Origin of the sequence: Vreelandella neptunia, assembly GCF_022489065.1 — a bacterium.
Taxonomy (GTDB): domain Bacteria; phylum Pseudomonadota; class Gammaproteobacteria; order Pseudomonadales; family Halomonadaceae; genus Vreelandella; species Vreelandella neptunia_A.
Genome location: NZ_JAKVTW010000031.1, coordinates 1 through 22,475, shown reverse-complemented (window position 1 = coordinate 22,475; position 22,475 = coordinate 1). Strand labels below are relative to the sequence as shown.

Below are 22,475 nucleotides of genomic sequence, written 5' to 3'. Positions count from 1 at the left end.
TTAAACTTAATCAGTTGGATGTGGCACCTAACTCACTTAGATAGGCAACCGTTTGGCGATTCAGCCTTACCCAACTATCCTCGATTTCATCAGGGACTTCGATCCAAGTGAGGCGCAAACGATCGGCTACTTTCGCCAAGGCCTCGTATTCTGCAACTCCCAGGCAGCGTAACATCGTACCTTTCCCTGGATAATAAGATGTTTCAGGATACTCTCTGAAAATTAGCTTCGGGTTGTATTCAGTTCCAGAACGGTCGTGTTTCCCACTGAAAGGGAATCCCTATTGACTGAGGTGTGATGCCGGCTTTTGAGAGCGTCGCAACTGGCAATGTTCTCATAACTGTCTTGAAGCGATCCTGCCAAGTTGTTGATGGATCGATCGCTTTCAAAAGTGCTTGGAGCGCGACGGTCCGGGAAAAGAAAAATCCTTGATCAGGGTTGCCTGGAAACTCGGAGTGGATAGCATTCGCGCTTTGAGGGCTGTCAGCGCCGACATTATTATTCCAGACCCTGCTATGGTGGGCACAATTATTACGCAGCATGGTTGTGCTTTTGAGCCACGACACAATGACCTTTTCATCGTAGCCAAACTGTGTAGCCACTCGCCTCCGATGTTCGCGATCAAGACTGGCAAGCAACCGCGACATTTGGCCAATGCTTAACTCCTCCAAGATTGTCCAGATCGGCGGATAAGGCGGCGTATGGTAAGTGTGGTAATAGTGCTTAATGGGGTTGGTAAGTCTCAATCCCAAGACGTTCTTCATGAAATTGCGGTGCGCTTCCATGTCCTTGAAATGTTTGGTTTTGAGATAGAAGTGGGGGCCGCAGTCTTTGTCATTGGCCATAGCGTTAACTATGGCGGATCTGAACGCGACTTCTACTTGTTCAATAGCGTCAAGGAGCACTAGCCGAAGACTACGATCGAACTCGTAAAGCGCAAGAATATCGTCAAACCTTACACCCGGATAAAAACGTTTTTGATCATCCTGCAGCGGCCGCGTATAAATGAGCAGCCGGTAATACCCGACAAACTGAAGGGCATTAAGTGCTTGTGATTGCTGACCTTTGGTGATGAGACCCTTGGCGCGAAGGTGGCGAAGATGGGCGTGAGAGGATTTTGCGGGTTTTGTGAAGTTTAGTTGTGGTTGCAGTTGTAACCCCATACATTCTTTTACCACTAAAAAAACTAACCCCCTGGTGCGCAGTCAGAACGAATCCTGTGAGGCGTGGGGGTTATTCTTGTCTTAAATAATAGGCTTCTACTGTACTCGTGTCAATCTAGGCTGTTTCCTATGCCGAATGGGCACCCAGAATAGGGAGAACCTTGGTCGGTACAAGTCCACTTGCAGTAGTAGACCTTTACTGTGCCCGTGCCAACCAAAGCTGTTTCTTATCTGTAATGGGTACTCGGCCGAAGGTGAACCTTGGCCAGGACAAGTCTAATTGATGTAGTACGCTTTGACTGGGTAGTAAAAGGCAGCTATAGGGGGAATGTTGCACCGGAATCCAACGTATAGCCTGTTTATAATTCACCGAATTTCACATGTATGGTTGGCAGTACTTTAACTACCCACCAAGATGAATATAGAAAAACCACTTGAAATTATCTTAATAAACTTAATAAGCGCCCACAGGGGGAAGCATGATTCTCGACGCTATCGATGGCTGGGACGATTACCCACGCCGCATTTTTGACCGTGAAACTACTATACGAGGTATTGCCGAGTGGATTGATGCCGAAAGCAGTGTCATGCCTTACTCGGTCTTGCATTGTGATGGCGTTCGTTTTCGCGTGGCTGTGCGCGATTATAAAGAGCAAGACTTGATCTTGGCGGCCGATGAGTACGGGCATCGTTCAGCAGCAGGGGCTTTGGGCGCTTTCGGCGAGCTGATTGACACGGCAAAACGTCGAATGGAAGGAAAAGAGTCCTGGCCAGAAGGCCCGGCGCTAGATGAAATTAGGCTCTACCAGAAAGAGCGTGAAGACGAAAAGCTCAACACTATGGCCACGTTATTTATCCAGCGCGAACCCCATATCGTCAATGAAATAGAATACGGCGCTCAGCCGGGCCAACTCGATCTGGACGCTGCATCGCTGCCAGAATGCTTGTGGGATGAATTTGAAGCAGAAGGAGAGGCGTTTAAGCTCGTCTTAGAGGAAGAAATTTACCACCGCGTGAATAAGAAGTAACACGCTGCGAAGAATTGCCAGCCGGGTTTCTCTACATCCAGATGGCATGACACAACATCAAACACCAAAAGTCCGGCCCTATACGACGTTTTTTTAACCTGTTAAAAGAATATAGATAACACCTATGTCGACGGGTGTCGAAATGCAGGCCTAGTGTTTTAATAGGAGTAGGGCTTTTAGCGAAGCTGCTGGTTAATCCTAGTCAGACAAAAAACCGATGAGGTAGCACCGTGATTGAGTGCGAAGGCATGAAGGATGATGAGACGCCATGTGCGCGAGAAGCAGTTCACAATATAACAGCTGTGGTGTTCGGCCAGGAACGCCAATTATTGCTTTGTAATGACTGCGTGCCCAAATATGTAGAGGAAGAAGACGACCTCTAATTAGGTGCTATTAGCTACTACGTTCGCATGAATGGGTAAGCAGATTTTTCATAATGGCCTATATTTAAACCTTGATACTCGGTAATAAGCTGGTTTTTTGCGTCTCAATTAGCGAGGCTAATTGGATACAAAAAAACCCAACGTCGCGGTACGTTGGGTTTTTCCGAATTAATATCTTACTAATTCAAACAGCTGCAAATCTTTCAATATGGTTCTGTTCTTTATGCTCGGCGTGCCATAGCTCATAGTTTGCCTGCATCGTTAGCCAGTGCTTGGCATTGCCAATTCCGCCATGCTCTAACTTAACGGCCAAATCGGGGGAAATAGCGGCATGCTCATGTAATACGCGTGAAACTGCTGCACGAGACATGCCTAACTTTTTGGAAAATTCAGTGACGTTCAGCCCCAGCGCTGGCACGATCCGACGGCGCAATAAGCTACCTGGGTGCGGCGGGTTCATCATGGTCATGTTTCAGTTCTCTCTCTCTACACAAATTGTGTATCGCATATTTGAGGTGTTGCATTCATGGCTACGTCTGCGAGGCCATCTTTCTCGGTGGCCCTTGATAACCGTACCGAGCCGGTTATCAAGGAACGCCGGGGTTAGTGGTAGTCTAAATAGTCAACAAGGTGTACATCTTCCCCATCAAACGTAAATATCACTACCCAATTACCGTTTACATGCACCGAAAAAAAGCCTTTTCTATCACCCTTCAAACTATGAAAATCAAATCCTGGCAAATTCATATCGTTTGGCTTAGTGGCTGCGTCCAGTGCAGCAAGTATGTCTCTTAAATCGTCTACATGGTTTGGTTGTACTCCTTGGGATTCTCCCTTCTCATAAAGACGTTTAAGCCCTTTGTGTTTGATCTTCTGTATCATCGCATTGCTTTGCTCCCTTGTTGTGAAACGCCCTCGAAGTGTAGCGCGTAACGCTACACGCGTCAATGACAGCTGAGGTAGAAACTGCTTAAAGGTGGCATGGCTGACAGTACAGGAGCAGTTGTTCCGCCAACTAGATTGGCCCCCATTGAGGTGAAAAAACGGGTGTGCTCATTAACGTGCTTCTCTCTCATTCCTGCAGTAGAACAGGTTTTAAGAGGGGGGGTGCTGTAAAGGGTCGACCTCTAGGCGATCTACAGCGGCTATACCATGCTCATTGAAGTAGCCAGCGTTTACCTCCAGGGCCATCCAGAAGCGCGTGCCAGCTGGATAACGCGGACAGGCTTCTTTTTCTCTCGTGCAGGGGGCCATGCTGGTGATCGACTGGATCTCTCCGTCATGGTCGAGGAAGGCAATATCAAGCGGTATACGAGTTTGGTACATCCAGAAAGCATGATCGGTTGTCTGCTCCTCATCATAGACGAAGAGCATGCCAGCATCGGGAGCCAGTGAGTCACGCTCCATTAGGCCATTGCGACGCTGGCGCGAGGTAGATGCCACCTCAAGCATGAGCGAATACCGGCCTTCCTTAGCGTGCAAAACACCAGAGGAAAATGCAGTGGCCTGTCGAAGAATCATCCCCGTGATTAGAGCAGTGCCAATCAAGAAAAGCGCCAAAATGCCGATACTTTTCCGGGTCGTGGACCGATCGAATCCCACAAGCCTTTGTTGACGCTGAAACATTATCACCTGGGCTCCAGAATAAAATCAGGATGTCACTCCAAGATAGAGCCGAGGGTGACCGTAACGGTTAGGGTTTGGGGGAACATATTATGCTGGCGACCACATTACTGGTCCGCTGGCTGCGCCATGCTCGCTGGGCCAGCCCAGCAGCCGTGCAGCACGCTATTGAATTTTCACACTTAGCAGCCCGGATAACGCTCCCAGCAGCTAGCGCCAGCGAACTCGGCATCATCCAATGGCACCGATGGCCGCTTTGCTTAGGGGGCGATATTGCCTACTGGCGGCCAGGGCGAACGGGGCTGCAATGTCAGCGCTTGCCTTATCCAGCGGCCGCTGGACTCACATCGACCACCTACGATGACAACTTCAGCTGCTCGATCAGAGACATCATCTCCCTGGCGTCTGGGAAAGTCGATCTCGTCGGCTACGCCACTCTCGACTCCTATGCTATCGGCGAATGTCGCGAATTGGTTCACAACAACCGTGCCAGCATCGAACCTTTGCTCAACTGGCATGAACTCCGCTTCCATGGCGGTTCTGGCGCTGAAGAGTCAGTAGAAGGTTTCAGTTGGCGGCCATCTAAACAACCAGGGTGGCGCCCATCACTTCGCTGCAGCTTGTCTGATTGCTGGCTTCTTCGATCCTGAGCTGCGCATAAAAGCTCCCTTGACCAGGCATGAACTGAACACCGAGGTCGCCCAAGTTATTCTCAGCGCCTTCGACATCTTTTGCGAGCCAGAGCACCACACAATGAACGAAGCGTTTATGAAGCGGATGGAGGCTGCGCAGATCCCATTCGCCATCTGTTCAGCACCCCCGCCGCGGCAGGATGGCCATCACCTTTTACTGTTGTCCTGTGAGAACAGCAAAGCCATGGGCGTAGCCGATATATTCCGAGCTTACGGCTGGCTCGATGTCGGCGACCTCTTACGCAAGCAGGCGAAACAACAATAGAAAAAAACTGGGCACATCCATTGGACAGGGCTGACATCAGCTGGTGTTATTGCGGCAGCGCGTAGAACCACCAGGCTGTTAGCGGGCTTTGAAAGTACAGTGATTAGCAACGCATATAAGGAGAATGAACTTGGCAAAGATTAAACACGACGCAGAGGCGTTTCACGCCGAGATAGCTATGCGCGTTTACGATGAATCTGTGACCGACGCTATTGACGTTATCACTCGTGATGGTGAGCCAGAAACCCTGCTGGCAGTGGTGCGAAGCCTTGTTGATTTTAACGTGTATTACAGCAATCAGAAAAACTATAAGACGTACCAACACGCCTATGCTGCTATCGGTGCTGCAATTGATAAGGCGAACCCAGAGCATCAGCCACTAAACAAACACTGGAATAAATGAATCTTAATAGGGAAATAATATTTATCACTTTGCCTAGGTATAGAAAAAGCCCCTGCCAGCCAGTGGAAGGGGCTTAGAATAGATCCTCTTCGTCACACTTCAGTGCTACCGAAAGTGGATGCTACCAACGTTGTGATGATCGCATTAGCTCTTTCTACGCTAGTGATGGAAGAGCTCAATCAACAACACACGACGAATATTAAGGGTTTGACGGTAGCCAAGCCGTTGTTCTCCAAAGGGCTGAAAAAACGCTCTGCCTTGTCTTTATCGACATTCACGACGAATGAAGTGTCAGTTCTTCATAAACACTGTTGATATTGTCGTCTTCTTTATTACTCGGTTCCGGCTTCGGATACAGAGGTTCGATAAGCCCGTTGGATAATGCTAGTAAATCGCTAAGCTGTTCGTAATCGAAGCTAACGCCATCTACATTGCGTTGCTCAAGGCGTGAAATGGCATCTGATATAGCGGTCATGGTGTGATCCTCCACCCCTAAAGGAGGTAATGCCTGTACCAGCGGCTGTCCGTTGTCCCAACCGATTTTAATAGGTTGGTTGATGATATTGACCTGGGTGCCCGCCGGTATGCGGTCAAAAATTGATTCAATATCGTCAGGCAACATGCGTATACAGCCACGGCTTGCACGCATGCCAATGCCATCGGGCTGGTTGGTACCGTGAATCAAATAGCCATCGAAGCCTAAGATAATGGCGTGGTCTCCCAGCGGGTTATCGGGGCCGGGCGGGACAACACTTGGCGCGGTTTCGCCGCGTGCTTCAGCTTCACGTTTTACCGACTCAGGCGGGTACCATGCGGGGTTTTTAATGTTCATGGTGGTCTCGGTCACACCGAGAGGGGTATCAAACCCTTCGCGACCGATGCCGATAGGATAGGTCTCAACGCGCGGTGTCTCACCGGTTTTGACATCTGGGTAGTAGTAAAGCCGCAGCTCGGCGATATTGATGACGACACCAGTACGCTCGACATTCGGCAGGATGAAGCGTCCTGGAATGGTTACTTCAGTACCCACTCCGGGCACCCAAATACTGACCTCTGGGTTAGCACGTACAATCTCCTGGTAGCCAAGGTTGTGACGTCTGGCAATATCAATCAGAGTATCCTCGTAATCCTTCACAATGAAGGTGTCAGCCTCTCCGATAATATTGCCTTCCTCAGGTAGCGGGTAATGCCCCTTGGGCCATTCCGTCTCCTGGGCAGTGGAAGGTTGTGCCGCCATGGCGACAGGGAGCCATGCCAGAAACGAAACCATCACACTCACGATGAAGCCGATCTGCATTGGCCATGGGAGGAATCTCTTAAGTATTGCTGCGTTCTTTGCCAAGAGCATCGCTAGGTTCCTTTTTCATCTAATGCGTCGTTTTTTGATCGAGATAAGTTTAGTTGTAATCCGAGCAGCGTCAGCAAGGCAGCGAGTATCCAAGCGGGGCCACTACCGGTGCGTGTGAAAGGAGTTAGGCCCTGCATCGGGGTCACCTCGCCAGTTAAACTGGCCGGTTCAAACTGTGGGGCACGGGCTGTGACGTGGCCTTGTGAATCGATGATGGCCGTCACGCCATTACTGGTAGCTCGAAGTAGGTGACGACCATTTTCTAAGGCACGTAAACGCGCCATTTGAAGATGTTGGTGTGGGCCAATGGAACGCCCAAACCACGTATCGTTGGAAACCGTTAATAGCAGCTCGGCATTACGCGCTTGTTGGGCGACGTGGTCGGCGAAAATGATCTCGTAACAGATGGCAGTGCCAATGGTAGTGCCAGCCACGTGTAACGGAGCCTGTTCGTCTGACCCTGGGGTCAGGCGAGGTACTGGCAAGTCGAAAAAAGCAAGGGTGCCAGCGAGGAGACTTTGGAATGGCAAATACTCGCCAAAGGGCACCAAGTGCGCCTTCTGGTATTCGCCCTGCACATCATTTAGCCCTATGACGCTGTTATAAGAGCGCCCTTCACTGTCGCGTTGCAAAATGCCGGTCAACAAGGCGGTGTCAGGCCCCAGATCGGACGCTACTTGCTCAAGTATTTGCTGTGCTTCCTGCTCAAGCATGGGAAGGGCTGCCTCGGGCCAAACGATGAGATCGATATCCCTTGCTTGCTCCCGTGTCATCGCCATGTAGATACTGATCGCCTCGCGCTGCCCTTGGGCAGTCCACTTAATGCGCTGGTCAAGATTCCCTTGCAGCAATGCCACCCGGATGGGCTTGCCAGCCGGGGTTGTCCATTGGGCTGGCAATAGGAATGGAACGATCCACAAGGCGGCCATTGGGACAAGGAAACTCCAGCGGCGACGCAGTACCTCTACCCCTAACGTACCTGTCAGCGCGGTCATGAGTGACAGCAAGTACACACCACCAACGGGCGCCCATGGGGCTAGTGGAGAATCAATCTGAGAGGTGCCCAGCAATAACCAGGGAAAGCCGGTGAGCAACCAGGTGCGTAGCCATTCGCTCACCACCCACATACCGGCAAAGCTAAGACAGGCTAACCGTGGCCCCGTGATGCGCCGATAGAGCCCAAAGGGGATTGCAAAGAAGAGCGCCAGGGCGCTGACAAAAAGAGTGGTGAGGAGCATCGCCACCAAGGCCCCGGTGCCACTGAAATCGTGAATAGCAACGAAGACCCACGATGTGCCAGAACCGAACAGGCCTACCCCATAGCACCACCCACGCAGGGTGGCCATGGCGGGCGTTAGCGACTGTATCTTCCAATAGACCAGTGCCACGGCCACTGGGCCAAGCCACCATAGGGAAAAGGGGGCGGCACTCAAGGTGGTCAGTACCCCAGCGGCGAGCGCTACAACGCAATCGACTATTGGTGAGGAGCGCCCAGCAAAAAGCGTATATTCTTTATCTTTATCGACCACATCCATAGCGTTACTCAGAGCGCTTAAAAGCAGGACTTTCACGCCATAATGCCACTGCGAACATCAATACACCTGCAAACAGAGCGATATCGGCCATGTTAAAGGCGGGCCAATGCCATTCGCCCCAGTAAATGTCCAGATAGTCGACGACGTACCCTCGCGCTAAGCGATCAACGGTATTACCGAGCGCGCCGCCAAGAATCAGGCTGTACGCACAGGCCTCCAAGCGCGACAGGGGTTTGCATAGCTGCACAACCAATACGACGACCACCACCAACGCTAAACCAAGAAAGAGGTAGCGCTGCCAACCCCCTGCTTCTGCGAGAAAGCTGAAAGCGGCTCCTGTGTTCCCGGTATAAACCCAGTTAAAAAACGGCGTTAGCGGAATGACTTGGCCAAACGACATCTGGGCGTGCACGATTTCTTTGACCAGTTGATCGGCTAGAGCCAACACGCAAGCAAATGTGAACCATGGCCAACGTCGTGAAGGGCTGTCGTGTTGCGATGTTCTCATGACGTTGTTTTTCCTTGTGACAGGCCTGTCAATGCGGTACTGGGCGAAAAGCGATAACCCAGCAGTCGCATGGCGTTCAACGTCACTAGGACGGTAGCACCGGTATCGGCCATCACCGCAATCCACATGCCGGTAATACCCAGAGCAGTCGTGACTAGGAAAATGGCTTTTAAGCCAAGGGCGAGAACAACGTTGGTTTTCACATTGCGCAGCGTGGCACGAGAGAGGTCTATCAGCTCAGCGATGCCGGTAACGCGGTTCTTGAGCAAGGCTGCATCGGCGGTTTCCAGCGCCACATCCGTGCCGCCCCCCATCGCGATACCGACATCAGCTGCCGCGAGTGCCGGTGCATCGTTGATGCCATCGCCTACTTTACCGATGGGGCCACGACCTGCCGCTTGCCAGTCTCGAACATACGCTGCCTTGTCTTCAGGCATGAGTTCGCCGTACGCTTCAATGCCTAAGCGACCCCCAGTGGCAGCGACGGTGCGGGCATTATCACCGCTGAGCATGACAGCCTGAACGCCTAAACGGGATAGCGCCGCTAGGCCTTCAAGGGCATCTTCGCGTGGCTCATCGCGAACAGCGATCAAGCCCAACAAACGCTCGCCTTCGACGAGGAGTGCGAGGCTCTTACCGGCTTCTTCTAACGCGATAATCCGAGCACTGAGACTTACCTCAAGGATGACTTTTTCGTGAAGATGACGAGGCGTCATTAAGCTCAGCTCGCGACCCTCCACCTGGCCTGAGACACCGCGCCCCGCCAAAGCACGACTGCCGGTGACGGTGGGGAGGTTTAGGCCCGACTGTCGGGCATGCTCAACGATAGCCGTGGCGATAGGGTGACTGGAATCTCGCTCTATCGCGGCGGCGAGCCGCAATACGCTGTTATCGTCTTCCTCAGCGATCCAAGACTCCACATCTGTGACTCTTGGGGTACCCGCAGTGAGGGTGCCCGTTTTATCTAATGCCACCAAGCGAAGCTTACCTAACTGTTCAAGAACAGCTCCCCCTTTGATCAGTAGGCCGCGCCGAGCGCCCGCCGAGAGGCCTGCGGCGATGGCGGCTGGGGTGGAAATGACTAACGCGCAGGGGCATGCGATTAACAGCAATGCTAACGCACGGTAAATCGACTCCGACCATGCCATGGTCGATACCAGCGGTGGCACTATCGCCATCAGGAGGGCGAGTAAGACGACGGCGGGCATATAGTAATACGCAAAACGATCAATAAAGCGTGCTATCGGTGCCTTGGCGGCCTGTGCTTCTTCAACCAGGCGAATAACGCGTGCGATCGTATTGTCATCAGCGCCTCGTGTTACCTCCACCTCCAGGGCGGCATCAAGATTCACTGTACCAGCAAAAATGTCATCACCAGGCGCTCGCGAACGGGGTATGGACTCGCCGTTTACCGGCGACTCGTCAATGTCGGAGGTGCCCACCAGGATGCGTCCATCGCAGGGAACGCGATCACCGGGCCGCACCAGCACACGCTGGCCGGGTTTAAGTGACTCCGCCGAGACATCACGCAGATGGCCGTTGTCCATCAGCCTCGCCGTTGAGGGTGTTAAATTTGCCAAGGCTGAGATACTGCGGCGCGCCCGTGAAGCAGCTACCCCTTCGAGTAGCTCACCTACGGCGAACAAGAACACGACCATCGCAGCTTCAGCAGCAGCGTCGATGGCCAATGCGCCAAGCGCGGCGATGCACATCAGCATCTCGATGGTAAAGGGATTGCGCATTTTGAGAGCGCCCCAGGCACTCTGCGCAATGGGCATTAAGCCGACTAGCGTGGCCAGAATGAAAGGCACATTACCCAGCGCAGGCCATGCTAAACGAAGCGCGAAGGCTACGATCAGCAGATTTCCTGTGATAATGACCAAGCGCCCTTTAGCGGTTTGCCACCAAGGGGATGAAGAACCAGATGCGCCTGTTTGGCCATCAGGGGAAGTCACTTGATAGCCTAGTTCGTTCAGGATGCCCTCAATGGTCTTTCGCGAGGGGGCCCCGTGATCGTGGTGGTGAATCTTCACCGATCCCGTGACCGAGCTTGCCGTTACTTCCTCAATGCCTTCCAGCCGCTCTAGCGCCGACACAACCTTGCGCTCACAACCGCCGCAGTCCATGCCTTCAACACGCAGCGTCAAGGTGGTAAGCGCTGTTGTCGGCGTTGATGTTTTCATGGTGCCTCTCCTCCCAATGGGCTATGGTTTTGAATTGTAAACCTTGTAGCAACTATAGCTTCAAGCCCTACGTAAGGAGTTTTACCATGTCGATGATGGGGCAAAGTATCAGCATTGGTGAGTTAGCACGACGAGCCGATTGCAAACCTGAAACGGTTCGTTATTACGAGCGTATTGGGCTGCTGCGCGATGCAACACGAACCGGCGGAGGGCAGCGCCGCTATGGAGACGACGCTGTGCGGCGTTTGACCTTCATTCGTCATGCCCGAGACTTTGGCTTTTCGGTGGAGTCAGTGCGAGAGCTTTTGGCCATGTCAGATCAGCCTGATATGCCTTGCCAAGAAGTCGATGCCATCGCCACGCATCACCTAAAGAAAGTGGAGTCCCGCCTTCAGCGACTGTCCGCACTGCGTGAGGAGCTTCAACGGATGGTCACGCAGTGTGCCGGTGGCAAAGTGGGAAGCTGCCGAATCATTGAGGTCATCAGTGATCATCAGCTCTGTATCACTGAAAAATCGCACGGAGGGGCTCACGACTTGGGTTAGAACTAACGCTACGCCCCACGCCCAATGGTTAGCCCAGAGAAACATCCAAAAACAGCATGAGTACCAATCCGATGGAAAGGCCCAGCGTAGCCTTTTTTTGTGCCCGCTCCGATGAGTTCCGGGAATAATCTCATGACTGATCACATACAGCATCGCTCCCGCCGCAAAGGCCAATCCCCAGGGAAGCAACGCTTGTGACATGCTGACGACCCCAGCGTCTAATAAGCCACCCAATGGCTCAACAAGCCCCGTAAGGGTGGCAATCGTCCATGACCGCCAACGTGAATAGCCCACGCTTGGCATTCTTGCACATCAACCCATTCGGCGGGACTGACCTGGGGGGAAAGTGAATATTTATGTCCACGACTAGGTGCACCGTAAACAGGGGCTGCTTCGTGGGTCAGCACGACAGGAGCTTTATTGGAGAGCTGTACATTAGCCTTGTGACACAACCCCTTCCAAGCCTGCCGATACCAGAACGAACAGGACAAAGCCGCCTATGAAGGCCAGCGGCGAGACGTGGGTATCTTCTCCGCTCTCATGAGCCTCGGATATCATGTCCTCGATGGCAGCGACCGTGAGAAGGCCTGCCGTGAACGTCAATGCCGCTAGCTTGAACGCTTCCGGTAGGTCCCTGAGCACGAAATAAGCGAAGATGGCTGCCGAGAGTACGGGAACCGCCAAGGAGGCAGAGATCAGCAAGCGCTTGCTGCGGGGAATTCCTTTGTCTTTCATGTTGGCGATCATCGCGAACCCCTCAGGGCCATCCGCGAGCACCTGCCCCGCCGCCAGTATTATCGCGACCGACGGTGAGACCGCCGACCCCGCCCCGATCAGGAGGCCATCGCTGAACAGGTCGATGGACACGGCGATATAGATCATCCAGACACTCGTCTGACTGCCTTCTTTCTGCTGACCTTGCCGCTTCTGGAGACTCTCAACGAGCTTCTCAAGGCCTACGTAAACAATGCCACCCAGCGCGAAAGCGAGGGCGATTAGCCAGGCTGAAAGGCTCTCCAGCACACGTGGCATGATTTCCACCGCCACCACCGCAATGACGAGGCCGGCAGCACCGTGAAGGGCGTAATTGAGACGGCGCCCTGTCGTTCGGGAGGCCTCCGCAGCAAGCCCGCCACTGAAGTTTCCCAACGCGGGCAACAGCGCCAAGCCGAGTACCAGCCAAATACTATCCATCATCTTCCTTCCTTGGTAGATTCCTAGATACGCTGCCTTACTAGTTCCGGACCTCACGCTACTCGTAGTCGTTCAGGCCTAGCGCACTTGTACAGCCACTTTGATTAAGTGTCCCAGGCATCGATAGCTGCATACCGTGCAGCCTTATGCCTTGAGCGCTAGGATGCGCCGGGCGCCGTTGAGGACGATCAGGCCCACGATGGTACCGATAATCAGGTCAGGGTAGCTAGACCCCGTCCAGGCGACCAAGGCACCGGCGGTGATGACACCCATGTTGATCAGCACATCATTGGCCGAGAATATCCAGCTTGCCTTCATATGTGCGCCGCCCTCGCGGTGCTTGGATATCAATAGCAGACAACTGGTATTGGCGATCAACGCGACGAAGGCGATGGCCATCATCATCAGCGATTCAGGCTCACTACCGAATACAAAACGTCGCAACACTTCGACGAGCACGCCGATAGCCAAAATCAGTTGCAGTACCCCAGCCAGATGCGCGGCACGTATCTGCATCTTCGCACTGTGCCCTACGGCATAGAGGGCCAGGCCATAGACAGCTGCATCGGCAAACATGTCCAGGGAATCAGCGATCAAGCCGGTAGACTGGGCGATCAGGCCAGCAGTCATTTCCACCACGAACATGAGCGCATTGATGCCGAGCAACACGCGCAGGGTGCCAGACTCCTGCGTCGCAGAAGCCGCCGAGCTCTCAGCGGCCCTAATTGTCTCTGGGTCGGCAATGACAGTTTCCTGAAGAGAAGCACCTAGCCCCAAGGTTGCCAGTTTCGCGGTAATGGGCTCAGCCTCACCGTCATGTACGACCTCCAACCGGCGGTTCGACAAGTCAAATGACAGCGTTTGAATCTCATCAAAGCCATTCAGCGCCAAGCGGATCATCCGTTCTTCTGAAGGACAATCCATCTTCGGCACGGCATACACACTGACATACTTCCCTGACGCTTCGGAGGAGATCGGCATATCGGTATCCGTTGCAGACGTTGCGTCGCAGCCACATGGGTCACCACCGGTTTTACTCACGGTACGGCTCCAGTTAGCCAACATAGATTATTATCATTTAAAACTATATAGTCACTATAAGGTCAATAGGACAGATGATCCGTTGGGGAGTAAACATGATGCGCATTGGTCAGTTAGCCCAGATAGCGGGTATCGACACGCAGACGATCCGCTTCTATGAAAAACAGGGGCTGTTGCCGCTGCCAGACCGCCAGCAGAATGGTTACCGCATTTATAACGAGAAGCATGGTGAGCGGCTTGCCTTTATCCGTCGCTGTCGAATCCTTGATCTGTCTCTGACAGAGATTCGCGAGCTACAACGCTATCAGGACGACCCTCACCAGCCGTGTACTGCCGTCAACGCAATGCTCGATGAGCACATCTCTCATGTGCAATCGCAGATAATCGCTCTGCAAACGCTTGAGAAACATCTCGTTTCACTGCGAGCATGTTGCAATGATGATCGAGAAATTGAAGCGTGTGGCGTTCTTGCCGGAATTAGCGAAGGAAATATGTACTCACAGTAGGCTCAAGCATCAACCAGATATTCCGATGAGAGGTCGGTTTGCCTCACTCTCATGCAAAGGTGACACCCACCATTTAATCCACTTATCCAAATTTTATTGCTCGTTAAGTGAAATCAGATCGTAAATAGAAACCGTACCGATAGCTTGTTCCAAGCGATCTCTTGCCTCGTAAAGTGATACTTGATATTCACTTTGAGTCGGCTGTTTGCCTAGCATGATGCGTTGACCTTGACCAAGGGGATCAACAGGCTGGTCATTGACTCTCACTTCGTAATGCAGGTTGGGACCCGTGGCGACCCCGGACGAACCTACCTCTCCGAGCGACTCTCCCGCATTAACTAAATCCCCAACCACTAGCTGTGGGGAAAATCGGCTAAGGTGTGTGTAGCGACTAATGGCCCCTGTGTCGTGTTCCACCTCGATCACCTGCCCGTATCCCCCTTGGCGCCCCATAAAGGATACGCGCCCAGGTGCGGTAGCAATGACTGGCGTTCCCGTTGGTGCAGCCAAATCAATTCCATTATGAGGGCGCATCCCTCCATACACAGGATGTCGCCGATTCCCAAAGCGAGACGTTAAGCGAGCACTAAGCACGGGCAACCGCAACGTGCTTAGCAGGGTATTGCTTTTGAAAAGAGCAACGTCCCCCTTTGGAGTGACCGGCCATATAACCTCTAAGGGCTCGGCCTGATCAGGCAGAGCGGCATAACTGAGGCGTGGTGGCCCAACACAGGTGCCGTCCTGGCGTCGATCTTCCTCCCACACTAATTGAATACGTTCCTTGTCTGAAAACTCCAGCGGTGCTGCGATAAACTCGCTGAGCAGTGTTTCCAGTTTACTGGCGAAACGCGTAGGGACACCTTCTGCTGCTAAAGCCTCGTAGAGGGTGGTATCAATGACGACATCACGCCCAAAGGTTAGGGTATCAACGCTATCGAGCGGTAATGTGCCTTCTTGCTCGCTAGCCGCCTGTAACCTGACAGGGCTAAGTTCAGACGGCGGCAATGACAGATGCGTTTGCCAATTGGCTTCGGCTAGCAAGGGGTAAAAGCCCACAAAGCCTAGTAACCACCAGCGCTGCATCACTGGCCATCCTCTTCCCCAGAGATCTCCGCTACTTCACTCTCAACGGCATCAATCAGCTCTTGCATACCAAAGGGATCTAAAGGCTCGCCATTGACAAAAAAGGTGGGTGTTTGGCGAATCTGATTGGCTCTGACATCCTCCATGTCTTGGTCAATCACCGCCTGTACCTCAGCAGAAGTCAGTTGCTCTTCAGCAGTCGCTAAATCAAGGCCCCCTTGGCTCGCGATATCGAGGATAGCGGATTCATCAAAACTGCCATGTGAGGCCCATTGATCCTGGCGAGCCAGCAGCCTCTCCAGTACCGGTTCAAAGACGCCCTGACGACGAGCAACTTCTAATACCCGAATGGCCTTATCAGATACGTCGCCGTGGAAAGGAGTGTAGCGCACGATGAGCCGCACTTTTTCTGGGTAGGTTTCCAGAATACTTTTTGTCAGGGGATAGAAAGCACGGCAGGCTTCGCAAGCCGGATCGAAGAATTCCACAATCGTTACCGGCGCGTCTTCTCGCCCCAAGATGGGGGAGTGTGAACGCACCAAGGAGTCCTCAGCCTGGACACCGCTCTCCTTTGCTGCCTGAGCTTGCATATCTAAGAGGGCAGGTTTTGATACGGCGACGATTGCAGCGGTTAGCATTAACGTACCGGCTAATATAAAAGACGCTTTTTTGAACATGTTTCTCTCTCTGTCTCAACGATGGGGTGGAAAAATAAGCCAATCGCTATGGGAGTAAGTCGCTCGCTACCTACCTGAGCCGGGAGTCGGCCTCGGTCTGTCACTCGTGCCCATATAGATTGGCATTTTGATGCGCGTGATCACTATGCTCAAACTCTAGGCTGGAATGAGCAATACTGAAGCGCATTTTAAGCTGCTCCTTGATCTCTGCTTTGACGGATTCAAGCTGCTGCCAGCCGGTTTCTGTCAGAACCACGTGGCAGTCAAGGGCTGCCATGTTTTCCTGCATCTGCCATAGATGCACATGGTGAATATCCTGGACTCCCTCGATATTTCGGACGGTATCAATGACTGCCTGCCCGTCAATGTCCGGTGGAGATCCCAGCATTAGCGTACGGATAGGGCCACCAATTTCAGAGAAGGCTAGGTAAAGAATATATAGCGCAATCCCTATCGTGATCGCGGGGTCTACCCAGCGCATGTCGTACAGTAAAATAAGCGAACCACCGATAATCACGGCGATGGAGGCAAACGCATCCGATAAGTTATGCAGAAAAAGGGCGCGGATATTGACACTCTCTTTTTGCATTGACCACGTGAGCACGGCGGTAAGGGCATCGACGACAAGCGCGACGCCACCAATAATCACGATCGTCCATCCCTCTATTTCAGGGGGATCGATCATCCGCATAGCGCCTTCGTAAATCAGGTAGACGCCGACAATAATGAGGGTGGTGTAGTTGATGAGTGCTGCCACTATCTCGATGCGACCATAGCCAAAGGTCATGTGCGCATCGGCGGGCCGTCTGGCGATTTTACGAGCGGCAAAGGCAATGACTAACGCTGCCATGTCTGAAAAGTTATGTAACGCATCAGCGATCAGCGATAAGCTTCCCGCCATAATGCCACCGACGATTTGAGCGATGGTTAAGAGCCCATTGGCCCAAATGGAGATGCTGACGCGCCGGTCGCCAGAGGCAGGATCAATGTGGGGATGATCATGATGATGTCCCATCTGTTAGCTTCTCTCGAATTATCTGTTCTTGGTACTATAAAACCTCTAGCAACTAAAGCTTCAACCCTTGAGCATTGTCTATTTGTATCGCTGGATTGGGAAGCACGTCCCTTGCTCCCAAGCAAGTCATGGCGTGCTGGGCCGAAGTGATCATGTTTTAGGTACGGAGCTCAATCCACTTCTACCGGTAACGTCCAATCCACCATGAGTAGATTCATTTATTTTGTCGAGGCGCACCTTGTCTGGTTTGTGATGTTCGTCGCGGGGGTAGGCTTACTCTTTCCAGCCACCGGAATAATGCTTGAGTTCGCGATTGGGCCATTACTGGCGTTACTGATGTTGATCATCAGCCTCACGTTCGACGCGCATGCAGTTCGCATCGTGTTCCGTAAGCCATCGCGGCAGTTGTTGGCATTGGGGCTGGTCTATGGGCCTATGTCGATTGCCGGGTGGCTAACGGGCCGTCTATTTTTTGGAAGCGGCCCGCTGGCTGCTGGCCAAACCTTGCTCGGCACTCTGCCGACGGATGTGTCCTCTCCTCTTTTGGTACTGATGGCGAAAGGCAATGTGGCGCTTGCCGCTGTTTTCAACGCAGTCAACACCGCGTTATGTCCGTTTATTGTGCCCTTCCTGTTTTTATGGCTCACCGGCCTCCAGTTGGACGTGCCGCTTGGTTCAATTATTCTTGAATTAACACTAATCGTGCTTGTCCCCACCGTGATTGGTGTCAGCTTGCGGACAAAGTTTTCGGCCTTTTTTGCACAGCATGATTCAGCGTATGCAGGGATAGGGTCGATTCTGTATCTGCTGATCCTACTCGCCGTGGTAGGTCCGAATGCCACCACGATCATTGGTTATGGCTGGTATGCATTTGTGATTGCGGGGGCGGCCCTGTGCCTCAATTTGATTGGGTATCTTGTAGGAATGGCCTCACGGTTACTTACCTCCGATCGCAAAGAGGTGATCACCTATCTTTTCACTGTCAGTAAAAAGGAATTCAGCATTGCCGCAGCGTTTGTCGCTGCTTCCGGTTTGCCATCAGAAATCGCGATTCCAGCCGCTTTTTTTGCAGTGATTCAAATGATCACTTCGCCCATCGCAGCGAAGATTCTCGCCCGCCACTGAAGGTTGGCAGTATGACGCTTCACCAGAAGTGCACCTGGCATCTGGTTTGCGCGCAGGATGCTCTTACCAGCAATACGGCAATAGCCTAATGTGGCACATAGCACCTTCGCTGAGTCACCGTGCCCAATACCGACCTTGTTAAAAGCATTCCTCACCGAGGCTTCGCAGGGTATCTGTTCATTTTTGGATTTAGGGTGCTTAAAAGTATCAGCGAACCCTGGGAAAGGCCCCGCCAATTTCTGGATGATTTCTTGAACATGTCGCACGTTAGAGAGCGTCTGACGCAACCAATTTTCAAATCATCTCGAAACACACCTGGTGCTTAACAAACATCTCATGTAGTACAAGAGGTCTAATTATGTCATCCAAAACCTACTACAGCGTCATAAACGCCTTGTCTTCTTGATCCGTAAAGGAATACACGTCATAGGGCGCTTCCTGAGGCCCTGGCATCCCCGGTGTACCGATGGGCATACCTGCTAGGCCAATGCCGTCTGCATCAGGCTGTTGCTCAAACAGCGCCTGTACGGCTTCCATCGGAACGTGGCCCTCAATCCAATACTCGCCGATTTCGATGGTATGGCACGATCCAAGACCATAGGGAACACCCGCCTGTTGTTTGATATCACCCAGCTCGACGTCATCAATAATGGTTACGTCTACGCCAAGTTCCTCAAGATGGCGCGCATATTCGTCACAACAGCCGCACTGGGGGTTCTTATACAGTGTCGCCTCTGGCGGTAACGCCGCTTGAGCGGAGACCGTCCCAATTAGCATGAAACCCGAGAGCAAAAGTTTGGTGGTCATATGTTGCATTAATTTCAACTCCTTAATGTGAACGACTGAAGAGGTACTTGGCCAGCGACGCGATCGCCAAGCCAATTAATAACAGCATAGCCAGGGGCATCAACCAGTCTAACCACCCCATTGACCCCATAAAAGCAAAGCATTCCGCGTTCATCATGACATCACTCCTGATTTATGCCTTGAGCAAAGATGGCGCTACTTAAGACACTGAGGATTGCAGCCCCACCAATAGCAAAGTTCATCGTGTGCTTAACCATGATATTTCCTCTCATCATGTTGCTGATCGAGACATTGCCTTATCCGATAAAAATGGAAGAAGGCAGAGTTAGCTTTTGTTATAAGCCTACAACCTATAGGTAGCCCAAAGGTAAAGAAGAAACTGATCCCAAACGCTAGATTTGTCACAGGTCATTTTTTCCGCCATTTTCAGCTCTGTTTCAGGTTGGTACGCTATAACACCGACTCAGTTCCATGAAGAAGAGCGCGTACAAATGCTGCTCAAATACATCTCCACCCAAGAAGCGAAAACCCAGCAGCCAAAGAATTCCTGAATGCTCTCTTGGTTCTTTAAGAGCAAGATGCCATGTGCCTTGTTCGTCAAATAGGGCAAATGAACGATGTCTGAAGGCTCAACCGAATCAGATTTGAAGCCTCCGCGACGAACCATTCAAGCCTAAAAAATATAAGGAAACGGTATGCAAAAGAAGACGACTTCGCTCCCTATTATTCACGCTACCTTAGCAACGCTGTTGCTGTCGCTCGCAAGCCCAGTGTTGGCCCATGAAGGGGGCGCAAGCACTTCGCCTAAGGATGGCGTCACCATTCAGGATTCCCCAGCAGAGATTGGCATCGAGTTTGGTGGCATGATGCGCATCACCCAGTTTGAAGTGGCAGGCCCGGACGGCCCCGTTCCTCTTGATGGTCAGCCAGGCAGTGAACAGGTCGATCGCTACTTCGTAAAGCCCAGTGACATTCTTTCGGCTGGGGATTACCAGGTGCGCTGGCGTGGCCTATCGGATGACGGGCACATGATGTCTGACGGTTTTAACTTCTCGGTCGAGCCTTGACCCGTGGTCTGGTGGCCCTCAGTAAATAGCCTTGATGTCTGGACCGTCGCGATGATTCTCGTGGCGGCCGGGATTTACCTTAGTGCCCTAGTCGCGACGGGGGCCGTGTTGTTTCGTCTAGCGTTTCCCCGACTCCCTGATCACGACCGGAGGCGCGTCGCCCGCATGGGCATCTTTGCTGCCTGGGCGGGGGTCATTCTGATTCTGTTCCAGTGGCCTTTAGAAGCTGGTTACCTTGGGGGCGGCAATATCGCTGCTGCAACCAACCCAATGCTGCTCGGAATCGTGTTCGAGGGTGCGTCCGGGGTCCGACTAATACTGGCGGTAACTGGCTTGCTGCTGGTCCAGGCGATTCAGCTTAATAACTTAGCGCTCTCGAAATCAGCCAACAGCTTGAGCCTAGTAGGCGTGTTACTGGTGATGCTGGCTTTCGTGCAGGTGGGGCATACAGTAAACACCCCACGCCTCGTTCTAGCTGGCTTGCTGATCGTTCACCTGATGGCGGCAGCATTCTGGGTGGCCTCGCTGTGGCCGCTGTTCCATTTAGTGGGACGGGGTCACAACCAGGACAATACCGCCCACATTCTGACCCGTTTCGGGAAACTCGCTATAAGCGGAGTCGGCTTGTTGGTACTGGCGGGCGTCACGTTGGCCACGCTACTAGCAGGCGGTCTCACGCCACTGCTCACCACGGCATATGGACAGTTCTTGATTGGCAAGGTATTGATTGTGGCGGTGCTACTGTTATTTGCTGCCGCGAACAAGTGGCGGCTTGTTCCGGCCTTTGAGAACGGCGACGCAACAGCCCCAAGACGGTTACAGAGAAGTATTGCACTGGAGATGGTGCTGGTCGCGGTTATCTTGTTGATCACGGCGGTGCTGACAAGAGTGTCATCACCGAATGGGTGACTAACAGGTCAACCACCTTGTTGAGCCATTCCAGAGATCGACCATTAACGTCGCCTTCTTGTGGGCCGTACTCTGAGGTTTAGGCGGAGGCTGCCATAGGCAATTGCACCAAAAAGACGAAAAGTCATTGCTGCAGCGTTGACTCTAGGTTTTGTATGAAAAGTTGGCTCGCAAGCAACGATCGATGCACATGACGCATACCATCGCTCTAAAGCTGCTGGCTAATTTTCATAGCGTGTGGCGATTCAGCGTAGCTCATTCAGCCAACCAAAGCAGCGCTCTACCGCATTGCGTTGCCGATACTTATATTTATCAAACCGTCTTGGCAATCCCGGGCGGGCTCTTCGATGCATATTCCGTTGAGCTATAACGGGCTTCATACCTTGTCTGTCACAATAGTGGCGTAGCTCATCGCTGTCATAGCCCTTACCCACCACTATGTAGCGACTACGCTTGCGGGGCCGACCAGTTCTACCTCGTGGGTGGATCCTTTCTAAGATAGAGATGAATTGTCGAGAATCGGCCTGTTGGCCGGGTGACAAAGTGAAGGTCAAAGGCCAGCCGTGTCGGTCATATACCAAGTGAATTTTGTGGTTAATCCGCCGCGACTACAGCCAAGCGCATGATCTACCGGTTCTTTGAGCCCCCTTTTAGTGCCTCCAGCGGCAGCACGTTTTGCTCGAACTGAGGTGGCATCAATCATCCATGTATTCAAGTCCGAAAGGCCACCTTCACGCAGTTGAAGCTGCAGGCGGGCCAAGGGTGCCATCATCGCGCCACTGGCGGAAACGTTCATAGGCGGTAGACCAGGGGGCCATATAGTTCAGGTAAATCGCGCCATTTGGCACCCGAGCATAATATCCAGAAAATACCATTGAGCACTTGCCGGTCATCGCGTCTGGGCCTGCCCATGGTTTGAGGAGGCGAAACGATATCTTCAATCTGTGCCCAACCGTCATCAGATATCTCGTAACGTCCAACCATCGTTTTCCCTATGCTGCTATTGCATAGGGAAAGTTAGCAGATAAGACTTTTCGTACAAAACCTAATCAGGGGATCAGGATCCATCATCATGTTAGCAATGCTTTTGGGTAGCAGGTGATATTTTTACGTTAGGTTCAGGCTCGTTTCAGGTTAACACCGTATAAAGAACAAGTGACAATAACCTCTGAGGTAAATGACCATGCGCAAAATCTCCTTAACAACGTCTTTGTTTGCCCTTTCACTAAGCTTGATAACGAGTGCGGCATGGGCTTCGCCCGGCCAAGGCAGTGGTGACAATGGCCTAACCGAGGCTGACGTTGACCGCACGATCAGCCTCGACGCTGGCGATATGTGGTTCGACCCTGAAGCGCTAGAAATGGCGGCAGGGGAA

24 protein-coding genes and 3 pseudogenes are annotated in these 22,475 nt (G+C 52.5%); 9 read left to right on the top strand and 18 right to left on the bottom strand.

Annotated features, from left to right (window positions below):
- Positions 1-10: 10 nt before the first annotated feature.
- Both MLE19_RS22155 and MLE19_RS22150 read right to left on the bottom strand, forming a co-directional pair.
- Positions 11-175 carry a hypothetical protein gene (locus MLE19_RS22155; protein ID WP_157826501.1) on the bottom strand — a complete coding sequence of 55 codons (165 nt, stop codon included), beginning with the start codon at positions 173-175 and terminating at the stop codon, positions 11-13.
- 64 nt (positions 176-239) lie between these two features.
- The gene (locus tag MLE19_RS22150; protein WP_101146624.1) at positions 240-1,163 is read right to left on the bottom strand and encodes an Abi family protein; all 924 of its coding nucleotides are present in this window, start codon (positions 1,161-1,163) and stop codon (positions 240-242) included.
- Positions 1,164-1,642: 479 nt separating this feature from the next.
- Between MLE19_RS22150 and MLE19_RS22145 the strand changes: the two genes are divergently transcribed.
- On the top strand, positions 1,643-2,191 hold the full coding sequence (locus MLE19_RS22145) for a hypothetical protein (RefSeq protein ID WP_101146623.1): 549 nt from the start codon (positions 1,643-1,645) through the stop codon (positions 2,189-2,191).
- A 567-nt stretch (positions 2,192-2,758) separates the two neighbouring features.
- Here the strand turns inward: MLE19_RS22145 and MLE19_RS22140 are convergent.
- The 4 genes from MLE19_RS22140 to MLE19_RS22125 all read right to left on the bottom strand — a co-directional run bounded on the left by MLE19_RS22140 (position 2,759) and on the right by MLE19_RS22125 (position 4,715).
- Positions 2,759-3,043 carry a HigA family addiction module antitoxin gene (locus MLE19_RS22140; protein ID WP_198556051.1) on the bottom strand — a complete coding sequence of 95 codons (285 nt, stop codon included), beginning with the start codon at positions 3,041-3,043 and terminating at the stop codon, positions 2,759-2,761.
- Positions 3,044-3,177: 134 nt separating this feature from the next.
- The gene (locus MLE19_RS22135; RefSeq protein ID WP_127061407.1) at positions 3,178-3,456 is read right to left on the bottom strand and encodes a type II toxin-antitoxin system RelE/ParE family toxin; all 279 of its coding nucleotides are present in this window, start codon (positions 3,454-3,456) and stop codon (positions 3,178-3,180) included.
- A gap of 213 nt (positions 3,457-3,669) precedes the next feature.
- Positions 3,670-4,026 (bottom strand): DUF192 domain-containing protein, encoded by a 357-nt coding sequence (locus MLE19_RS22130; protein WP_240720512.1) that lies wholly within the window; start codon positions 4,024-4,026, stop codon positions 3,670-3,672.
- 431 nt (positions 4,027-4,457) lie between these two features.
- A complete protein-coding gene (locus MLE19_RS22125) occupies positions 4,458-4,715 on the bottom strand; it encodes a hypothetical protein (protein ID WP_127061411.1) in 258 nt (85 codons plus the stop codon).
- 73 nt (positions 4,716-4,788) lie between these two features.
- Here MLE19_RS22125 and MLE19_RS23180 point away from each other — a divergent pair.
- Both MLE19_RS23180 and MLE19_RS22115 read left to right on the top strand, forming a co-directional pair.
- A pseudogene (locus MLE19_RS23180) lies at positions 4,789-5,154 on the top strand (DUF6685 family protein); the annotation flags it as partial.
- Positions 5,155-5,284: 130 nt separating this feature from the next.
- Positions 5,285-5,557, top strand: coding sequence for a hypothetical protein (locus MLE19_RS22115; RefSeq protein ID WP_127062892.1), 273 nt, complete (start codon positions 5,285-5,287; stop codon positions 5,555-5,557).
- Between the two features lie 274 nt (positions 5,558-5,831).
- Here MLE19_RS22115 and MLE19_RS22110 read toward each other — a convergent pair whose 3' ends face one another.
- The 4 genes from MLE19_RS22110 to MLE19_RS22095 are packed head-to-tail and all read right to left on the bottom strand — an operon-like array spanning position 5,832 to position 11,131.
- Positions 5,832-6,854 carry a L,D-transpeptidase family protein gene (locus MLE19_RS22110; RefSeq protein WP_386036936.1) on the bottom strand — a complete coding sequence of 341 codons (1,023 nt, stop codon included), beginning with the start codon at positions 6,852-6,854 and terminating at the stop codon, positions 5,832-5,834.
- A gap of 53 nt (positions 6,855-6,907) precedes the next feature.
- On the bottom strand, positions 6,908-8,440 hold the full coding sequence (gene lnt, locus MLE19_RS22105) for an apolipoprotein N-acyltransferase (RefSeq protein WP_240720519.1): 1,533 nt from the start codon (positions 8,438-8,440) through the stop codon (positions 6,908-6,910).
- Positions 8,441-8,444: 4 nt separating this feature from the next.
- A complete protein-coding gene (gene lspA / locus MLE19_RS22100; protein WP_240720510.1) occupies positions 8,445-8,948 on the bottom strand; it encodes a signal peptidase II in 504 nt (167 codons plus the stop codon).
- Positions 8,945-11,131 (bottom strand): heavy metal translocating P-type ATPase, encoded by a 2,187-nt coding sequence (locus tag MLE19_RS22095; RefSeq protein WP_240720509.1) that lies wholly within the window; start codon positions 11,129-11,131, stop codon positions 8,945-8,947. The genes lspA and MLE19_RS22095 overlap by 4 nt, the downstream gene beginning before the upstream one ends.
- 86 nt (positions 11,132-11,217) lie before the next feature.
- On the opposite strand from MLE19_RS22095, the gene MLE19_RS22090 reads away from it, so the two are divergent.
- A complete protein-coding gene (locus tag MLE19_RS22090) occupies positions 11,218-11,676 on the top strand; it encodes a MerR family transcriptional regulator (RefSeq protein WP_101146562.1) in 459 nt (152 codons plus the stop codon).
- Positions 11,677-12,111: 435 nt separating this feature from the next.
- Here the strand turns inward: MLE19_RS22090 and MLE19_RS22080 are convergent, their stop codons facing one another.
- Positions 12,112-12,873, bottom strand: a complete 762-nt coding sequence (locus MLE19_RS22080; RefSeq protein WP_232774881.1) for a ZIP family metal transporter — start codon at positions 12,871-12,873, stop codon at positions 12,112-12,114.
- A gap of 141 nt (positions 12,874-13,014) precedes the next feature.
- The gene (locus tag MLE19_RS22075; protein WP_240720508.1) at positions 13,015-13,911 is read right to left on the bottom strand and encodes a cation transporter; all 897 of its coding nucleotides are present in this window, start codon (positions 13,909-13,911) and stop codon (positions 13,015-13,017) included.
- 98 nt (positions 13,912-14,009) lie between these two features.
- Here MLE19_RS22075 and cadR point away from each other — a divergent pair, with 98 nt between their 5' ends.
- Positions 14,010-14,417 (top strand): Cd(II)/Pb(II)-responsive transcriptional regulator, encoded by a 408-nt coding sequence (cadR, locus tag MLE19_RS22070; protein ID WP_240720518.1) that lies wholly within the window; start codon positions 14,010-14,012, stop codon positions 14,415-14,417.
- Positions 14,418-14,510: 93 nt separating this feature from the next.
- Here cadR and MLE19_RS22065 read toward each other — a convergent pair whose 3' ends face one another.
- The 3 genes from MLE19_RS22065 to MLE19_RS22055 all read right to left on the bottom strand — a co-directional run bounded on the left by MLE19_RS22065 (position 14,511) and on the right by MLE19_RS22055 (position 17,192).
- Positions 14,511-15,500, bottom strand: coding sequence for a M23 family metallopeptidase (locus MLE19_RS22065; protein WP_240720507.1), 990 nt, complete (start codon positions 15,498-15,500; stop codon positions 14,511-14,513).
- On the bottom strand, positions 15,500-16,177 hold the full coding sequence (locus MLE19_RS22060; RefSeq protein ID WP_159340875.1) for a thioredoxin domain-containing protein: 678 nt from the start codon (positions 16,175-16,177) through the stop codon (positions 15,500-15,502). The genes MLE19_RS22065 and MLE19_RS22060 overlap by 1 nt, the downstream gene beginning before the upstream one ends.
- A gap of 100 nt (positions 16,178-16,277) precedes the next feature.
- A complete protein-coding gene (locus MLE19_RS22055; RefSeq protein ID WP_240720506.1) occupies positions 16,278-17,192 on the bottom strand; it encodes a cation diffusion facilitator family transporter in 915 nt (304 codons plus the stop codon).
- A gap of 204 nt (positions 17,193-17,396) precedes the next feature.
- On the opposite strand from MLE19_RS22055, the gene MLE19_RS22050 reads away from it, so the two are divergent.
- Positions 17,397-18,317 (top strand): bile acid:sodium symporter family protein, encoded by a 921-nt coding sequence (locus MLE19_RS22050; protein WP_240720505.1) that lies wholly within the window; start codon positions 17,397-17,399, stop codon positions 18,315-18,317.
- A gap of 375 nt (positions 18,318-18,692) precedes the next feature.
- On the opposite strand, the gene MLE19_RS22045 is transcribed toward MLE19_RS22050, so the two are convergent.
- Positions 18,693-19,133: a DUF411 domain-containing protein gene (locus tag MLE19_RS22045; protein ID WP_240720504.1), complete on the bottom strand. Its 441-nt coding sequence runs from the start codon at positions 19,131-19,133 to the stop codon at positions 18,693-18,695.
- A 13-nt stretch (positions 19,134-19,146) separates the two neighbouring features.
- The gene (locus tag MLE19_RS23100; RefSeq protein WP_268762349.1) at positions 19,147-19,281 is read right to left on the bottom strand and encodes a hypothetical protein; all 135 of its coding nucleotides are present in this window, start codon (positions 19,279-19,281) and stop codon (positions 19,147-19,149) included.
- 538 nt (positions 19,282-19,819) lie between these two features.
- On the opposite strand from MLE19_RS23100, the gene MLE19_RS22040 reads away from it, so the two are divergent.
- Together MLE19_RS22040 and MLE19_RS22035 are read left to right on the top strand one after the other, a co-directional pair.
- Positions 19,820-20,191, top strand: a complete 372-nt coding sequence (locus MLE19_RS22040) for a copper resistance CopC family protein (protein ID WP_159340858.1) — start codon at positions 19,820-19,822, stop codon at positions 20,189-20,191.
- Positions 20,192-20,242: 51 nt separating this feature from the next.
- Positions 20,243-21,100: a copper resistance D family protein gene (locus MLE19_RS22035; RefSeq protein WP_240720503.1), complete on the top strand. Its 858-nt coding sequence runs from the start codon at positions 20,243-20,245 to the stop codon at positions 21,098-21,100.
- A gap of 144 nt (positions 21,101-21,244) precedes the next feature.
- On the opposite strand, the pseudogene MLE19_RS22030 reads toward MLE19_RS22035, so the two are convergent.
- Positions 21,245-22,084, bottom strand: a pseudogene (locus MLE19_RS22030) (IS5 family transposase).
- A gap of 199 nt (positions 22,085-22,283) precedes the next feature.
- Between MLE19_RS22030 and MLE19_RS22025 the strand changes: the two are divergent.
- Positions 22,284-22,475: pseudogene (locus MLE19_RS22025) on the top strand (cupredoxin domain-containing protein); the annotation flags it as partial.

Coding starts and splice junctions, on each gene's coding strand:
- MLE19_RS22155 (WP_157826501.1), bottom strand. CDS start 175: ATGTTACGCTGCCTGGGAGTTGCAGAATACGAGGCCTTGGCGAAAGTA.
- MLE19_RS22150 (WP_101146624.1), bottom strand. CDS start 1,163: ATGGGGTTACAACTGCAACCACAACTAAACTTCACAAAACCCGCAAAA.
- MLE19_RS22145 (WP_101146623.1), top strand. CDS start 1,643: ATGATTCTCGACGCTATCGATGGCTGGGACGATTACCCACGCCGCATT.
- MLE19_RS22140 (WP_198556051.1), bottom strand. CDS start 3,043: ATGACCATGATGAACCCGCCGCACCCAGGTAGCTTATTGCGCCGTCGG.
- MLE19_RS22135 (WP_127061407.1), bottom strand. CDS start 3,456: ATGATACAGAAGATCAAACACAAAGGGCTTAAACGTCTTTATGAGAAG.
- MLE19_RS22130 (WP_240720512.1), bottom strand. CDS start 4,026: ATGCTTGAGGTGGCATCTACCTCGCGCCAGCGTCGCAATGGCCTAATG.
- MLE19_RS22125 (WP_127061411.1), bottom strand. CDS start 4,715: ATGCCAGTTGAGCAAAGGTTCGATGCTGGCACGGTTGTTGTGAACCAA.
- MLE19_RS22110 (WP_386036936.1), bottom strand. CDS start 6,854: ATGCAGATCGGCTTCATCGTGAGTGTGATGGTTTCGTTTCTGGCATGG.
- lnt (WP_240720519.1), bottom strand. CDS start 8,440: ATGGATGTGGTCGATAAAGATAAAGAATATACGCTTTTTGCTGGGCGC.
- lspA (WP_240720510.1), bottom strand. CDS start 8,948: ATGAGAACATCGCAACACGACAGCCCTTCACGACGTTGGCCATGGTTC.
- MLE19_RS22095 (WP_240720509.1), bottom strand. CDS start 11,131: ATGAAAACATCAACGCCGACAACAGCGCTTACCACCTTGACGCTGCGT.
- MLE19_RS22090 (WP_101146562.1), top strand. CDS start 11,218: ATGTCGATGATGGGGCAAAGTATCAGCATTGGTGAGTTAGCACGACGA.
- MLE19_RS22080 (WP_232774881.1), bottom strand. CDS start 12,873: ATGATGGATAGTATTTGGCTGGTACTCGGCTTGGCGCTGTTGCCCGCG.
- cadR (WP_240720518.1), top strand. CDS start 14,010: ATGCGCATTGGTCAGTTAGCCCAGATAGCGGGTATCGACACGCAGACG.
- MLE19_RS22065 (WP_240720507.1), bottom strand. CDS start 15,500: ATGCAGCGCTGGTGGTTACTAGGCTTTGTGGGCTTTTACCCCTTGCTA.
- MLE19_RS22060 (WP_159340875.1), bottom strand. CDS start 16,177: ATGTTCAAAAAAGCGTCTTTTATATTAGCCGGTACGTTAATGCTAACC.
- MLE19_RS22055 (WP_240720506.1), bottom strand. CDS start 17,192: ATGGGACATCATCATGATCATCCCCACATTGATCCTGCCTCTGGCGAC.
- MLE19_RS22050 (WP_240720505.1), top strand. CDS start 17,397: ATGAGTAGATTCATTTATTTTGTCGAGGCGCACCTTGTCTGGTTTGTG.
- MLE19_RS22045 (WP_240720504.1), bottom strand. CDS start 19,133: ATGCAACATATGACCACCAAACTTTTGCTCTCGGGTTTCATGCTAATT.
- MLE19_RS23100 (WP_268762349.1), bottom strand. CDS start 19,281: ATGATGAACGCGGAATGCTTTGCTTTTATGGGGTCAATGGGGTGGTTA.
- MLE19_RS22040 (WP_159340858.1), top strand. CDS start 19,820: ATGCAAAAGAAGACGACTTCGCTCCCTATTATTCACGCTACCTTAGCA.
- MLE19_RS22035 (WP_240720503.1), top strand. CDS start 20,243: ATGATTCTCGTGGCGGCCGGGATTTACCTTAGTGCCCTAGTCGCGACG.